Here is a 15,158-nt window from a genome sequence, read left to right as displayed (position 1 = left end):
AGACAGATTGGCGACAATCCCACACTATAAGAAGTTTTATGATCTCAAACCCGATAATTAATTCAGATCAGAAGTGCGACTGCAGGCAAACAAAAGCTGCCCGGAATCCCGTGGCAGCTTTTGTTTTGAGTTGATTGAATTCGTGTACAAGTTCATTGAACCAGCTTTATGACGCTGACTCTTGATATTTCCGCTTATTATGATTTTCTCCCCAAGCACACATGACTTCTGCTACAGGAATCAATGTTCTGCCGTATTCACTAAGAGAATATTCTACTTTTGGAGGGACAGTCGGGTAGACCGTTCGATCGACTATGCCTTCTTGTTCCAAATCTCGGAGATGTTGTGAAAGCATTTTTTGTGAAACATCAGGTATAAGCTTTTCCAGATCGTTGAATCGCTTTTTGGATTCAATCAGATGCCATAAAATCATCGGCTTCCATTTGCCACCTAAAACATGAATGAGTGTCTCAACTGGACATTCACGCTGATGAATCATTGATAAATCATCCCCTTACTTTTAAGTAAGTGCATTACCTAAAATTAACATAACGGTAGCTTTACAATCAAGTCAATATTGAAAGTAAAAAGCTACAAGACATTCACGAATGCAGTACTCACCTCCGCCCTACTATCCGTGGAGAATGAGATCAAGTTCTTGACTATATCATACACAGGTATAGAGAAATGGTTTGGTGGGCTTTTAAATTTCTACCTCTAGTCCTGTTCTTTTTTCTCCTGTACGACTGGCATCATCATACCGTCATCCATTCCCATCAACGTCACGCTGGATGATTCGGGAATCTCATCATGCTGCGTAATATCCACCGGGGTATCGAATATCGGTTCCGCATAAGCAAGATGCGTCCGGCCTCGCGCCAAAATCTGGCGGTAGTTCCCGCTTTCGCCCTCATAACCGTCATGGTCCCACGGAACGAACGACCGCGCGTTACAATAATGGCACACATAGGAGCGGCGATAACGGTCCTTCGTTCGGTTCCGATATGAACGGTGGAACAAATGGGAATCAAAGAATAGCACATCCCCAGGCTTCATTCGCACAGGAATCGGAGCCGGATATTTTGACACCACTTTGGATAGCGTGTTGACCTCATCGTCCAGATGACTGACATTCTCAACGGAGTGGAGATCGGTAAAGGCTTCTTTAGCATGAATACTGCCGCTGTTATCCCCTGGCGGTGGGTAGATCGGCTCGTGATTGGAACCGGGGACGACCCACAAACACCCATTCTCTTCATCGGCATCCTCCAGGGCAATCCATGCCCCGATTAGCGTGTCGGGGTGGGTCTTGATGTAATAAGCATCCTGATGCCAACCTTGCCCGCCCTTTCCCGGCGGATTAAAGAACATCATCGATTGCAAAGCATATACGTCGGGCCCAATAAGTGCCTCAAGCACATCCAGAATCCGGGGATGAAGCATCAGCTGCTCCCCTTCCGGATGGACGCGGGAGATCATATGAACCCTCGTCTTCTCGGCAAACTCCGATTTGAGAGGGTCCTTATCTTCCTTAGATGCCTGTTCACGTTTCCCCTCATTTTCAATACGCAGTCTCTCTGCCCACGCTGCGTATTGTTCTGTTTCTTTCGGATCCAACAGTCCTTCAACAATGAGGAAACCATCTCGGTGATAGTGCTTGTATTGCTCTACCGTTACATAAAAACGGCCTTCTCTTAGTTTGACCTTAGGTACATAAGTCTGCCCCATACTGATCCCTCCACATCCATTGATTACCTTCAGTGTGAAGGATTCCGAAAGCGTTCTCAATGGAGAGGACACGGAAAACAGTGGACGGATTTGATATCCGTTATCATGTCCGCTCCTGATTCAGAGCGACAAAATGCCGGTTCAGGGGATAAGCGGACTCCTCCTCTTCGATCATGGCCAAATGACGAAATAACGGATCCGCATAGCGATCGCGGAATTCAAGTGCAGTAACACCCCGGGTACGTTTGAACATGCGGGAGAAGTAGTGCTCATCGGCAAATCCGACATCGTAAGCGATTTGTTTGATCGTTCGCTCCGCTTGGATTAATAGCTGTTCCGCTCTCCGTAGACGGCGTTCCAGCAGCGCCTTCTGGGGAGGGATTCCAATCCAGCGGACAAACATCCGGGTAAAGTGCTCATGAGTCCAGCCGGAACTGGCAGCAATTTCTTCAATGGTAATCTGGCGGTGAAGATGTTGTTCCAAATAATCCAATGCCTTGATAATCGGGGCAGGCAGGGTCGAGGAAGAGCGCGAATCGTCTTCATCAATCGCCCGCCATTCCTCTAGGACGCTCAGTAGCAAGATAGCTCCTCTTCTCTGCCAGCCGCCGGGTTTTACATGCACGATCTTGAGCATTTGTTTCAACAGTGAGGGAACAAGACTTCCCCCGGCAATCACCGACCAGTCCTGACATTCCCCTCGGCTATTGCCCTGTTCGCGGAAGGTTTCCCGGAATGCAGCGTATTCGAAGTGGACATATAAATGCCTGGTGGGAACGAACGGATCAAACCGGTACCTATGCGGCTCCCCGGGACAAGTGAATATTATGCCGGGGCGATCCAGCAGAAACTCGCCCCGGTCGTTTTCATAAACGGTCCTGGACCCCGTCGGAAAGAATACCAATTCGAAATCATCGATCGTTCGCATCCCCAGAACGGATCCCTTGTTGACGGTGATATCCCCCATGACATGAAGTGCGGGTAGCGTAAGCGACAACGGATAACCCTCCATTCCTTTCATACACCGTAATGTTAGTTATTTTCATAGTTTCCTGCATAAAGACGGCGCTGCTCTTTGTTGCTCGGTTCTTGTCTAGACATTAGCACAAATGGCCAACAACCAACTAATGAATTTTCGTAGAAAGCCATTAGATTTATCTTTTTCCCCTTCCCTTCCGTTTCCCTTCTAGACATCTAATGTCATACGCACCCTGTTTATACCATGCAAAATGAGTTGAACATACTTGATCTAATTATGCGGCTTCGTTCTCCCATTCAGCTATAAAATCTTCAACCATACAGAACATCGTCATATCCCCTTATTTTTGTTCCATTAAAAAATCATTAACCGCCTGATAATAACCGTTTAAATCGTCGGAGTGGACGCCGTGGCCGCATTCTTCGAACACGATCAGCTTTGGTGTTAGGCCTTTTAGCTTCCATCCGTCTCGCTTGTTCGGTACCAAGAATGAAACTTTTCCCGCCGTGAGCATGTCGCATAGGCTTGATCAAAGACATGTCTCCGAAAAAGTGGTCGTCGTTTATGGGGGGAATAAACTTATTGTGCGGCGGCAAGTCACAATAAGGAGAAATATAGGGTCTAATCCGTAATCGCACCATCTTCGTATCATTACGGCGAGAAAACAAAAAAAGCCGCTAATATAGCGACTTTCTAAAACTCTTCCAAAACCTTGGATTTGTCACCATAAACCTTTTCCAGGTGATCCTCTCCCCAATAGCATAAATGGTCTAGCGCGGGCTTTAATCCCCAGCCGTAAGCCGTTAACTCATACTCCACCTTAGGTGGAATCTCTTTATAAACCTTTCGTGCAACAATCTCATCCTTTTCCAGGCTTCTTAGTTGGGTGGTCAGCATCTTTTGCGTAATGCCGGGCATTAACCGTCGAAGCTCAGACGTCCGTTTCCGCCCTGTCATCAAATGATAGATGATTAAAGGCTTCCACTTTCCCCCCATTACTTCTAATGCCACCTCCACCCCAACTTTATACTTCTTTTGAACGTTATTTTCCCTATTTTCAGTCATCTCTTATTCCTCCGTTAAAAGGCTGTGTTTTTGCTAGGAACATTAAGATCGATTCATTTCAGATTGATTCATTTCAGTCCGTTTTTCAGGTAATTCTCTAGGGCACTTCCATGTTTCTATGGCACCCGTATCATCCTATAGAACTTGAAAGTGCGTACTTCCAGGTTATTTTATTACTGTTTATAATAGCATCAGCCATTGATCGTGGCTACAATTTAGCTGTTGAGAAAGGCAGTGAAGATACAAGTATGAGAGTATTAAGCGTTGTTTCGCACCCAAGAAAAGATTCCCTGACCTTTAAGGTTGCCGATCGTTTCGTAAAAGGTCTTGCCGAGGCTGGCCATGACTATGAGATATTGGATTTACACGGTATTGGCTTTGATCCTGTTTTAAAAGGAGTAGATGAACCGGATTGGTCAGCTGAGAAACAGTCCTTTTCCCCTGAGGTAGAAATGGAAATAAGGCGAATGAAGGAGCATGATGCCTTGGCATTTATTTTTCCAATTTGGTGGTGGCATTTGCCAGCCATGCTAAAAGGTTATATTGACCGTGTATGGAACAATGGGTTTGCGTACGGTTCGAACCAGCTTCATCATCAGCATATCTTGTGGATTGGTTTGGCGGGTGTTTCGAAAGAACAGATGAACAAGCGTAACTATGATGAAATGATGACTCATCTGCTCAATGTGGGAATTGCAGATTATTGCGGTGTATCCAATTCCAAGGTTGAATTTTTATACGAGACTTTGGATTCTAATCCCAAGCATTATGAGATGCTGCTTAACCAAGCTCATCACTTAGGCTTGAATTATGCCAAGGAGCTGTAACCTCTAAGTTAAGTCTCTACGATCTGATTTGCGTTATTATGCGTTTACGCTGCATGAAACCTCAAACAAACCTCCTGCCCTCTGATAAGAGGGTTGGAGGTTTGTTTGCAGTCGTTAATAGATTTTTGTTATAGCACTGCATTTCATATCATTCTCGGAAATAGAGAGAACTTAATGGTGAAAAATAAATTTTGACGGAGGAGCATTATTCCTGCAGCCTCTTGTTTATCGTTGTTGAGCTCTTAATCCTCAGATGGATCCTCATCCATGCCGACGGCAGAATCAAATACACTGTCCTGTGGAACACTTGTTAGATCCAGCTTTTGCTTCACCTGGTAGTTGATATTCCCATACCAGGCCTCAAAGGAGTCATCCAACTGCTCTTCACGATTACGATCTTCGTTCACATCCGAATCCACTTCGATTTTATTGCCTAATACCCCATAATCGTCTTTGGGATGGATCATACTCTGCTTCAGCTCCTTTGTATACGGATACTTTAAAATTCCCTGTAAAACCAATTTTATACAGTTTTTGATCAATATTTATTGTTCAAAATCTTGTTAGCAGCAAGATGATTAATTTGTATTCTCTCTTGCTTCAACCACTTCCGGTAATTTCCAGTTGGTCTAATACTATATTTTCAGTCTTGTAACCCGTTGGACGAGAACTAATTATCGATCCAGATTGGGTTGAAAAAGTTACTTTGGGTAAAGAAAACGAAATTCGTACGGCGTCAACTTTAAGTGATCAAACATCCTTAACATTGGGTTAGCGCGCCTAAGGCGCGCTTTTTTAAATCTCATTTTTGACACTTCTTGACTTTCACTTTCTACACGACTTCGTTTTATCCGAAACCTTTTTCATGCCTTGTTACCTTTTTGGTCTACAGATTCTTGATAGATGTCAGCGTAAGTTTTTGAATCTTTGATTAGATCATCGCAAAAAGCCGCTACGTCACTGCCTGTCACTTCGAGCACGCCTTTTTCCAATGCCGCGCCCTCTTCAAAAAGATCGATAATTCCCGAGAGCAAACCCGTCCCGCTGGTTAACTCAACAGGGCCGACCTTAAAGAGATATTTTTGAATCTCTTTATAAACAATCTGATAATCTTGCGGGAGTGCTTTGACACGCGCCACATGCGCTCGCCACTCTCTTTTGCCTTCAATGATATCTTGTATTCTCATTTTATCCTCCTATTTACCTAATTTTTTAGCGATATTATTGTTGAGCTGCTTACGCCACTTGTCACGAAAAGACTTTGCCCCTTCTTCGCCGGCCAGCGCTGAACAGAACCCTTTGATATCATCACCCAAAACCTCTTGGACACTCTGACCGTCCGCCGCCGTTTCTTCGAGCAGGCCAAGTACACCGTCAAGAATTGGCATGAGATTGCGACCGGTGAAATCGGAGTGCGGCCAAAGATTGGCATTAATTTTTTCCCATGCCGCTTGATAATCAGCCGGCAGCTTTTGGGCTCGCGCTTGAAAACTTTTCATTTCTTTAGTCATGTCACTGCCGGTGATTTTTTCCCAAAAATTCATTATTTTTTCTCCTTTAACTCGTTAATTTTTGATGAAACAAATTCCCATTTTTTCCCAGAACCTACGCAGCACCTCGCTCCCCACGTCGTTGATCGCGAAAAACTTTCGCGGCGGTCCCATATTAAAAGGCTTCTTGGTGATTTTCACCAACTTGTTTCTGTAAGCCGGATCAGGATGGTGCACACCGTTCCCTCCACAACAACTGTGAAGCCGAGGGCGTTCAGCAAGCCGCGTGATTTCGCAGCCGTAGATTTCTATGCGGTATATAAAAATTCAAGGACACAGCACTCAAAGCACCCATTGCTATTCTGTAACACTGGTATAAAGTGTTACTTACTACAGCTATAAAGTAACACGTAGTAGATGGATTGTCAATAGCGTTTCTTTTGACACGGATTTTATGTTTTCAACTACCCGTTTAGAAAAAGTTTTTCGCCTACCATCATTACGACTCTATTCGTAATCTTCCATGGATACGTCAATGCTGGAACTGGGGTCGGCTTCGGAAACGGTGTAATTTGCCGCCCCTCCCCTGTATCCGTATTGCCGGACATACTTATAACAAAAAAGCCGCATATCATGCGACTTTCAAAGTAATCAAGTTGTTGTCGTCCGACACAAGTTCTACTTGCCCTCATCGTCGCCGTTAACACTTATGATGTGTCACATTCTGTTTTGCCCTGGTTGGCCCCCTTCGCGCCGACGCTGCGATGGATTTTCCATCATGTTTTCGGTCATGCGTCGTATGATGTCGGTCCGCTCTATTCTGTTAGGTAATAGCTTGCAAATTAGAACATGGGAACTTCCCCGCCCGGATACAATGTCGAGTTGGACAAGCGTTTCGGCTGCGGCAGTGGGATACCTGAAGGGAACTCGCTCAGATCCGCAGGTTTGCTTGAATATATGGACGCTGTTTCGCTGTTGTAAATAATGACTTGCTCCGTACCGCTGCCCCATAGGTCGGCATGGACGGCATAACCCTCGGAAGGAAACTCCACGACGGCGTTCATATGACCGTCATACAATGTTGGGAAGATGCCCCCACCGCGACGGTATGCCAAAATATAGTCTGGGGCGCCTTCCGCCCACCCGCTCAAGGGCTCGATAATCGTAAGCCAGCCGGGTGTTTTGCGGTCTTCTTTCCACACCTCTTGTCCGCTGCTGTCCAGCAGGAATAAGGCGTCTTTGCCAATGAAGCCCTTGCTGTCGTCTTCTCTCACGAGCCGATCCAATCCGGCAATTTGCATTCCCGGCAAGTCGCTTCGGAAGCGCCCGAGCGCTATATGTTGTGACTCGACTGAGCCTTCGTATCGCCATAATTCCGTGCCGTTACGGTCATACATGACCGTAACGCTGCCTCCGATCACAAGCTCCGGCTCTCCGTCGCCGTTTACATCACCGATCCAAATGCAATCGGCGTGATCGTCCAATTCGCGGCAGCTCCATAACGGCGTGCCGTCATGGTCCAGCAGCGTATAACCGGCCATCACTTCGTCGTATCCATCGCCATCCAAATCGTATGCCCAAGGGAAATGGCCCGGGTTGCCCTCGTGCGTCCAGAGTAAATTGAAGTTCCGGTCCATTGCCCACATGCGGTGATAACGATCCTTTAGAATGAAATCTCGTCCATGCGGGCTGCCCGTCAAATTCGCAATGATTATGCAGTCGTGCGCCTCAGGGTCCGGGAGCTCATGGGAAGACCTAACGCTTCCGTCGTGCCCGTTAATGACGATGAGCCGGCTGTCCATAACACACAGCACCTCCAAACGGCCGTCTCCGTCGATATCGACAATTTGTGCGGGATAATCCGAGCCTTGACTGCCTGCTCCTGGATCCGGCTTTCCCGTCTGCCAGAGCAGATTTCCCTCCAGATCGAACGCAGTGAGGCACTGCACCTGATGGGGAATATAACGAACGTCCTGGCGGTTGTCGGGCTGCACGAGCAGCATCTCCATCCGGCCATCTCCGTTTAAGTCGCCGAGCAGCATTTTACAGCGTGGACCTGCCGCCCGTATATCCAGCATGCCGATGAGCAAAGGTTCTTTTGTCATCACTTGGTTCATCCGATATCCCTCCATTCCTCTCTTCTCATTACAACTTGATTTGCTTGCCGCCTTTCACTTCGACGATCTCTCCGTCCACGTTCAACCAAACGCTTAACGCTGAAGGGTTGTAGACGAAATCCAAGTCAGCTGCAAACTTCAGTCCTTCGAATGCCTTGGCGTAATCAACAAACTCAATGTTCGTACAATACCAAATATCCGGATGGCCTCCCATATAGGTGCCGAACTGTTCCATAAGCTCCCAATTGTTATCATTATCGAATTCGTAGCTGTGGCCCCATACGTACATCAGATACAGGTATTGCTTTTTGTGCAAGCTGACGAAGGTTTCCGCATGCTTCATCAGCTCACGATTATGATGGCATGTCGGCTGCCATTCCAGAAAATCGTCCGGCATTCCGAAATGCCCTGAACCGGCAACGACTCTTGCATATTCTATGCCGAGACCCGGCAGCATCTTTTTGATTCTGCGATTGTAAGAGCCGTTGGGATACGACATCCCTCGCACCGCATAGCCCACGATACGTTCCAGATGACGCCGATCTTCCATGATTTCGTGCACGATTTGCTCGTTCGGGCAGCGAGCGATCGTCGGATGGGTCAGCGTATGCGCCGACACCTCATGACCATCATAGAGCGTTTTGACCTCATCTGCCCCCACCCTATCCGGCGTTCCGAGTAGTCCGGAATTGATATGAAAAGATCCTTTAAGCCCATACCGGTTAAATATGTCTACCAGCCGCCGATCGGCGAAGCGGCCGTCGTCGTAACTCATCGTTAACGCTTTGTGCCGCCCTTCCGGAAAGCACATCAAAATGTTCGGCATCCTCTTTCCTCCTTTGCGTATATGCTCCACTGCAGGCATACTTCTGCAAATTTCCGTATTCGGATATGAGCGGAGCCAGCAGACGGATAACCTGGTTTCAGTGAGAAACGGCCCGAGTTCGAATCGTCTACCCTCTAGCTATACGAACCAAAGCATTTACATCAAAAAACATGGATGACCCTCACGGGTCGTTAGTTGCAATTACGTTCGCATACACGGGGTAGATATAGACTTGGGATTGGAACCTTCGCCCAATCGATGTCGGATGCAAAATAAAAGCTTGCGTAGCAGGGCTGGTTATATACGACATTCTGCCATGCGATACCGGTTCTGTACTGCGCATCATGCATTAACGTATATAATTTGCGGTTTGTTACCTCGGTGCTCAGGTAGATCCGAATCGCCGAGCTATCCGTTGTTCGGACCAGCAGCTCTTCTCTCCAATCTCCGAAAACGTCAGCGACAAGGCAAGGATTTCCCTTCGTTCCGTTATTGGAAACCGCACCTTCTGCTGTAAGCAGCCTGCCTTGTTTCCAATCGTCGATCGTAACAGGCTCGTCAAATCTGCCGTTAATGATCTGGGTTGTCATGTTGGCTGACCACTTGATACTCATGTTCGTGCCCGGAATCTGTTTTGCAATTTGGTCTCCTTTACATGTTCTCAATCCGAAGGCTTCATCGCTTTCATAACCCTCGCTGCACCATGTTTGAAGTCCCCTATGGTTCGGATCAACCTCTCCGATCATCCCGCGCCCCACATCATCGATTGCGAAGCCGCCGTACAATACCTCGCCAGTAGCCGCATCACGCAGCGTGTATCCGTAAGGTCCCGAGTCGCCGCTTTCATGCACCATGAAAATCTCCAATCCCTGCCGGTCTGGATCAACGTTCGCTACATGAAGGGCGTCGCCATGACCAAGCTTGGCGATTTTACCAGGTGCCTTGCTTTCCGGTGGCATTATGCCCCGGGAGCTGTATAAAATGGATCCGTCATGGTCAATGGTAGCGGCTCCGTAAATAATTTCGTGGCAGCCGTCACCATCCACATCTGCAATGCTTAAGGAATGCGCCCCTTGTTTAGCGAGGCTGCCAAAATTCTCATTTCGGCCGTCTTCCTGACGAAGCGTATCATGAAAAGGATTATTCATCGAAACCCAGCCGCTGTCAACGAACCAGCTCTCCTTCAAGCGTGTTCCATCCCAAGCGTAGGCTGCAACAGCAGCTCGAGTATAATAGCCGCGAGCAAAGATCGCAAACGGTTGTTTACCGTCCAAATAGGCTACGCCTGCTAGAAATCGATCCACACGATTGCCTGGCTCAATGCGATTCCACGAGTAATCCCCCCACATCAGGCCATCGTCATGCCGTCCCGGTTTATAGTGGATCGTCTCCAATTCTTCGCCTGTTTGTCCATGAAACACGGTTAAATACTCTGGCCCATCAAGAATGAATCCCTCAAATGACCTCAAGTTGTTGCGCCCGCTCCGACGGGGAGCATACACGTCGAGGAAGTAATCGGCAAGCTGCTCCGCATCCTCCCTCGACAATGGATAATTGTAACGACGCTCGATCCCAAAGCACTCTTCAAGCGTGGAGGGCCATCGCTTCGCCACGACCTCCTCATGCGAGTGCCAGCGCATGAACATTTGGACAATATGCTTATAGTAGTCCATACTGCTCATTCGATAGTCGTCCTGATGACTGTACCCGGCAGCTATATCCTCCGGAGGCATGGTTATATAGGTTTCGGAGGATACTCTTCCTTCCTGATCGTACCTTATGACCTTTGTACCGGGTGCTGTCTTAAACATCAGCTCGGCTTTCCCGTCTCCGTCAAAATCATAGACCAGAAACTGTGTATAGTGAGCACCCGCCCGAATGTTCACACCAAGCTCAATCCGGTAGAGCAGCGTTCCGTCCAGCTTATAGCAGTCGATGTATACCGGACCGGTGTAGCCGGAATGCGATACATCCTTTGCATTGGACGGATCCCATTTCACAAAGTACTCATATTCACCGTCGCCATCTACATCACCGACGCTCATATCATTTGCCGCATAGGTGTAGATTTGGCCAGTCGGCGTGACTCCGTCAGCCGGTTTTCGCAAAGGTAATTCATAGTATGCACCCACCCAGGGAGTGACGTCGGCACAACGGTCAACTTCCCGTCCATCCACAACTGCACAAACATAATAAACCGATGTTAGCGTCCCGCCGGGGTCCAAATAGTTGGTACTGTCGTGGATAGCTGCGATACAGGCGCCATTGCGATACAGGTTAAAATGGGTGCCGATCATTCCGTTACCGCTATAGCCGGTCACTTCATTCCCGAGCAATCTCCAGCTGAGAAATATTCCTTCCGTTGTCGCAGCTGCAACCAACCCCCGGTTCAGATATTCCAGCTGAATCCCGGATAACTTCTTTGCATCATACTCGTGCTGCTCATGGACGGTTTTCATAAATAGACACCCCTCCTTAATGGGCTTTGGCAGTAATTATGGAGATCGCTGTGAAAATTACGGTTTGCTTTCGGCATAAACGGTCAAATTCGCATATTCTCCAATCATAGGCGCCATCTGGCGGAAACCAAGCTTTCCGCCAGCGATCGGAAGCCCGTACGTCTCGCCGTCGTCTTCCCACGAGAAAACCGGAAGGTTGTTAATGGCAAACGTAATGCGGTGGCCGTCCTTGACGATGAGCATCTTATATGGCCCGACAGCGTCCATGACGCTTGGAATCGGGTCGGCACCTTGCGCGACCAGGTGGAAACCGTAGCTTTTACGCAAATTGCATGTTTGAAAATTTCGCTCCTCCGCCCACTTCCTCCGGAAGTAAGAAACATGGAAGGCATTCATTTCGCCGTGATGATACTGGACGTATTCTCCTGTCCGTGGCTTGATTGAAGAATCGAACAAATCCCTGCCTTCCGTGCCGCTTGCGCTAAAAAACATAATCGCCAGGCCCGGCTCGCGGACCGGCCAAAAATCCCATGAGATAGCAGCGTCCGCCGGAAAATCCTCCGGGCACCACAGCACGAAATTGGCGCGCTGTCCCTCCGCCTCGTCGCGGACGCTTTCGAGCCGCATCCGTCCCAAAGGAAACGTAACGGCTGCTTCTCCCTCCATCCGAAAATCCGCGACATGCTCGGGCTTGGCGAACGGGTTTGCATATATCGCACGCCAACTTTCGGGAATAAGCGGGCTTTCAGCAGCATGCATGGCCCCTGTTTCGGTTGGTTGACCCGTTGTCATCGTATTCATGCTCCTTTCTTCCCAGGTCTGGGTTATCGCACTTCAGCGACGAGACGAGCGGTAACCGCGCTGCGTTAGACATTAGCTTCCTGGCGGGCCAAGCCTGTATGGTCAGGCAATGCATCGGGGATCAGTTCCAGGCTAATGATCGTGTTCAGCGACCATTGCGACGCCTCGTTCGTGTTCATCCAGTCAATCTCCTTCAGCTCGTCAACGTACGTAACATCAGCTGCGTCCTTCTTGAGGTCGGTCGTGGCAAAAGGATGTTTCAGCAGCGTCGACCAGACAAAATCGGCTGTACGTTTATCCTTACGGTACCAAGCGCCGTAAGCGACGAGGGCCAGCGTCAGGACGGGATGCTCAAACCGTTTCGTGCTGATCGCACCGCCCGTGATCCGATCCTTTTCTTCCTGCGAGAGATTATAGAAAACACCGAAATCGGCCATCATTTCATCCCACTGCTTATCCTTCAGCATGCCGGACAGCTCGAACCACACCTGCGGCGCGCCCATGCATAACGCCAGATGGCGGCCCCAATTGTCGTCGCCCATCGACGTGAGCAAGCCGGTATTCGGGTCATAACCGTAAGTCGGACCGGAGATCAGACCGAAATTCGCCTGTTTAATGCATTGAATGCCGGCAAGCAGTTTGTCGCGGTAAAACGTATCCTCTTTGCGCTCCCAACGGGTCATCCAGTTGGAGCTGAATGCCGCCCAATCCGGACCGACCCGGATATGCGTCTTATGCTCGTCCTTCGGAAAATAGGCGCGCATCGGGTCGATATGAACGGTCGTATAATCAGCGTCCTTCGCTTCGTCCATCATGTCACCGATCCGCTCGTCTCCCGTCAAATAATAATAGTATCGGTGCAGGCCGGCCATGCCGATCCGGGCTTCCTTGCAGCCGCAGCCCCAATGGACGACGTTATGCCGGGAGCCGAGCCCGGCGTATTCACCGAAATGATAGACGTCGACCTCGCTCGTATGGCGCGTCATCGCCTCCGCCATCCGGAAAATATCTTCGCGTCCGGAGCGCAAAAACATCAGCCACAGCCACATGTTCGGAACCAGCTCGGTATTCTGCCATGCACAGCCGCCGAGGTCGTAATTCCAGACGTGACGGGCCGGATCGTAGCTGTGCATGAAATCGCCGTAATCCCAGAACCCGTACCAGCGCCGCTGCTCGACCTCCCGTTGATAGAAGGCGATGATGCCGTCCAGCTTCTCTTCAAGGCAAGCCTTGGTGGGCGCTCCCCGGTCCGGCAAGCTCCAGATGCCGAATGCGCCCTGGCTTCGTAAATAAGCAGGCTCGCATACAAGCTGCGGCGGCGATTCGTTATAGCTCGCATATGCCTCTAACTCAACCGGCGACGGCGTCGACGTCCGGAACCAGATCGTCAGCTCGCTCGTATTGCCGATGCCGTAAGGTGTTGCACGCAATTCTTCTGCACCTTCGTAAGAAGACTCAACATGCGTATCCGTATCGTAATGGCGCATGTCCATGGCCGGCGCTTCCGGCGACCAGAACCAAGCGGTCAGCTGCGCCTCGTCCTCTGTAAGGCCGTGTGCCTCCAAGCCGGAAGGATGCTTTTGCCAGAAATTACGGATCGCAAGAGCCAAACCACCGCCTGGTCCGCCGACGTACGCGACCCCGCGTGATCTGCGGCCTTCGGCGGCTTTGAGCCAGCTGCAGCCTGCCTTGGTCCGCTTGGCCATCAGGTAATGGTCGGCTGAGAACTGTGTCGCCTTAAAGCCGTCCCAGCATGCGGAGTCGCCTAGCAGGCTCATGAAGGATTCGTCGTCCATGTCTTCGTCGGTCAGCGTTTCCCCGTTGAGCTGACGCTTGAACAGCTCCAAATATTTGCCTGTTGTGCGCCGCGAATGGAGCGTTTTCGGCGATTCGCTTAAAAAACCGGTATCACCTGCGAACCGAATGTGGCGGTTGTACAGCGGCCCACGCATCGGCAGCCTGAAACGGATACCGAGTCCCTTCACGAAATCTTGATTCGGATTGCCGTCATAAAAAAACGTATGCACGATCCGGATCGACTCCAGACCGGCGTAAGCGTACAGGCGAAGCGAAAAAGGAAGCCATTCACCGGTTCCGTTTACGGCCCGGTGTCGGCCCGTCAGCTTGACGACCGCTCGTACCGGACCTGCCTGCTCCACCTTCGCCTCGTAGATTTGGGAATGATATCGTTCTTCCCGGATCGTTCGGCTGCCGGTCAGCTCGCTTATGCTTTCCTTGATGGCAATCAACTCGCCGCATGAGCTGATGCTGACGCCATTACGGTGAACATCCGCGATCATTTGGCTGCCCTTTTTCGGTACCCGAAAGGAAAGAACGCCCGTGTCGATGGTAAAGCCATCCTCCGTCTCACGTACGGACAACGAAGCCGCTGCCTTGAAAAGTTCGGGATATCCCTTCACGATGGAGTATCCCTGTGGTGCACCAGCCTGAAAAGCAGCTGCATGCGCCGTCCATTTGACGCTGCCGTCCGGCCAATAAGCAGTCGGCCAGCTTTGCAGTGCGGGGGCGGTGCCTTCCTCCATGTGCAGCGACAAGCGATCGTCCCGCGAAAGCTCTCCCTCCTTCCACGGCATTCCCCATGTCACCCCAGCCGGAATATCTGCGGCTGCCTTTAACCAACGCAGTGTGACTCGCGTGTCGTTCATGGAATCATCTCCTAAACGTTTTGTTGGTTTCCGTCTTGCTGCAACGCCCTCATTGTAGAGAGCCGCAGCTTTCCCGGCAATGGCACTTTCTTGATGACATCCGCCGGCCTATATTGCACGTTTTCGTGAGAATTGCACTTTATTGCACGATAGGGTTCTTCTAGTGCCCTGGTGCTTCGCGGTCTTGCGCATCACAACAA

14 protein-coding genes and 1 pseudogene are annotated in these 15,158 nt (G+C 49.7%); 1 reads left to right on the top strand and 14 read right to left on the bottom strand.

The window, feature by feature from the left end:
* Positions 1-166: 166 nt before the first annotated feature.
* From ACETK5_RS11240 to ACETK5_RS11220, 5 genes are all read right to left on the bottom strand, one after another.
* Positions 167-499: a winged helix-turn-helix transcriptional regulator gene (locus tag ACETK5_RS11240; RefSeq protein ID WP_100537327.1), complete on the bottom strand. Its 333-nt coding sequence runs from the start codon at positions 497-499 to the stop codon at positions 167-169.
* Between the two features lie 218 nt (positions 500-717).
* Positions 718-1,728, bottom strand: coding sequence for a phytanoyl-CoA dioxygenase family protein (locus tag ACETK5_RS11235; protein WP_394055657.1), 1,011 nt, complete (start codon positions 1,726-1,728; stop codon positions 718-720).
* A gap of 103 nt (positions 1,729-1,831) precedes the next feature.
* Positions 1,832-2,749, bottom strand: a complete 918-nt coding sequence (locus tag ACETK5_RS11230; protein ID WP_394055655.1) for a helix-turn-helix domain-containing protein — start codon at positions 2,747-2,749, stop codon at positions 1,832-1,834.
* A 298-nt stretch (positions 2,750-3,047) separates the two neighbouring features.
* Positions 3,048-3,221 carry a hypothetical protein gene (locus ACETK5_RS11225; RefSeq protein WP_394055653.1) on the bottom strand — a complete coding sequence of 58 codons (174 nt, stop codon included), beginning with the start codon at positions 3,219-3,221 and terminating at the stop codon, positions 3,048-3,050.
* A gap of 179 nt (positions 3,222-3,400) precedes the next feature.
* Positions 3,401-3,772 carry a winged helix-turn-helix transcriptional regulator gene (locus ACETK5_RS11220; protein ID WP_394055651.1) on the bottom strand — a complete coding sequence of 124 codons (372 nt, stop codon included), beginning with the start codon at positions 3,770-3,772 and terminating at the stop codon, positions 3,401-3,403.
* Positions 3,773-4,020: 248 nt separating this feature from the next.
* Between ACETK5_RS11220 and ACETK5_RS11215 the strand changes: the two genes are divergently transcribed.
* Positions 4,021-4,599 carry an NAD(P)H oxidoreductase gene (locus ACETK5_RS11215; RefSeq protein ID WP_394057398.1) on the top strand — a complete coding sequence of 193 codons (579 nt, stop codon included), beginning with the start codon at positions 4,021-4,023 and terminating at the stop codon, positions 4,597-4,599.
* 242 nt (positions 4,600-4,841) lie between these two features.
* On the opposite strand, the gene ACETK5_RS11210 is transcribed toward ACETK5_RS11215, so the two are convergent.
* The 9 genes and pseudogenes from ACETK5_RS11210 to ACETK5_RS11170 all read right to left on the bottom strand — a co-directional run bounded on the left by ACETK5_RS11210 (position 4,842) and on the right by ACETK5_RS11170 (position 14,958).
* Positions 4,842-5,066 carry a hypothetical protein gene (locus tag ACETK5_RS11210; protein WP_326120879.1) on the bottom strand — a complete coding sequence of 75 codons (225 nt, stop codon included), beginning with the start codon at positions 5,064-5,066 and terminating at the stop codon, positions 4,842-4,844.
* A gap of 396 nt (positions 5,067-5,462) precedes the next feature.
* Positions 5,463-5,786 carry a DUF1048 domain-containing protein gene (locus tag ACETK5_RS11205; RefSeq protein ID WP_100537334.1) on the bottom strand — a complete coding sequence of 108 codons (324 nt, stop codon included), beginning with the start codon at positions 5,784-5,786 and terminating at the stop codon, positions 5,463-5,465.
* A 9-nt stretch (positions 5,787-5,795) separates the two neighbouring features.
* Positions 5,796-6,143 (bottom strand): DUF1048 domain-containing protein, encoded by a 348-nt coding sequence (locus ACETK5_RS11200; protein ID WP_326113551.1) that lies wholly within the window; start codon positions 6,141-6,143, stop codon positions 5,796-5,798.
* Positions 6,143-6,466, bottom strand: a pseudogene (locus tag ACETK5_RS11195) (PadR family transcriptional regulator). The gene ACETK5_RS11200 and the pseudogene ACETK5_RS11195 overlap by 1 nt, the downstream one beginning before the upstream one ends.
* A gap of 465 nt (positions 6,467-6,931) precedes the next feature.
* Positions 6,932-8,206, bottom strand: coding sequence for an FG-GAP-like repeat-containing protein (locus ACETK5_RS11190; RefSeq protein ID WP_394055648.1), 1,275 nt, complete (start codon positions 8,204-8,206; stop codon positions 6,932-6,934).
* A 28-nt stretch (positions 8,207-8,234) separates the two neighbouring features.
* Positions 8,235-9,032 carry a polysaccharide deacetylase family protein gene (locus ACETK5_RS11185; protein ID WP_394055646.1) on the bottom strand — a complete coding sequence of 266 codons (798 nt, stop codon included), beginning with the start codon at positions 9,030-9,032 and terminating at the stop codon, positions 8,235-8,237.
* 191 nt (positions 9,033-9,223) lie between these two features.
* On the bottom strand, positions 9,224-11,491 hold the full coding sequence (locus ACETK5_RS11180) for a rhamnogalacturonan lyase (protein WP_394055644.1): 2,268 nt from the start codon (positions 11,489-11,491) through the stop codon (positions 9,224-9,226).
* A gap of 57 nt (positions 11,492-11,548) precedes the next feature.
* Positions 11,549-12,283 carry a DUF1961 family protein gene (locus ACETK5_RS11175; RefSeq protein ID WP_394057396.1) on the bottom strand — a complete coding sequence of 245 codons (735 nt, stop codon included), beginning with the start codon at positions 12,281-12,283 and terminating at the stop codon, positions 11,549-11,551.
* 74 nt (positions 12,284-12,357) lie between these two features.
* Positions 12,358-14,958, bottom strand: a complete 2,601-nt coding sequence (locus ACETK5_RS11170; protein WP_394055642.1) for an exo-rhamnogalacturonan lyase family protein — start codon at positions 14,956-14,958, stop codon at positions 12,358-12,360.
* Positions 14,959-15,158 lie beyond the last annotated feature (200 nt).

Origin of the sequence: Paenibacillus ilasis (assembly GCF_043195395.1) — a bacterium.
Lineage (GTDB): Bacteria > Bacillota > Bacilli > Paenibacillales > Paenibacillaceae > Paenibacillus_AQ > Paenibacillus_AQ lautus.
Note: the sequence above shows the minus strand (reverse complement) of the source record. Positions and strands in the feature narration are given on the sequence as shown.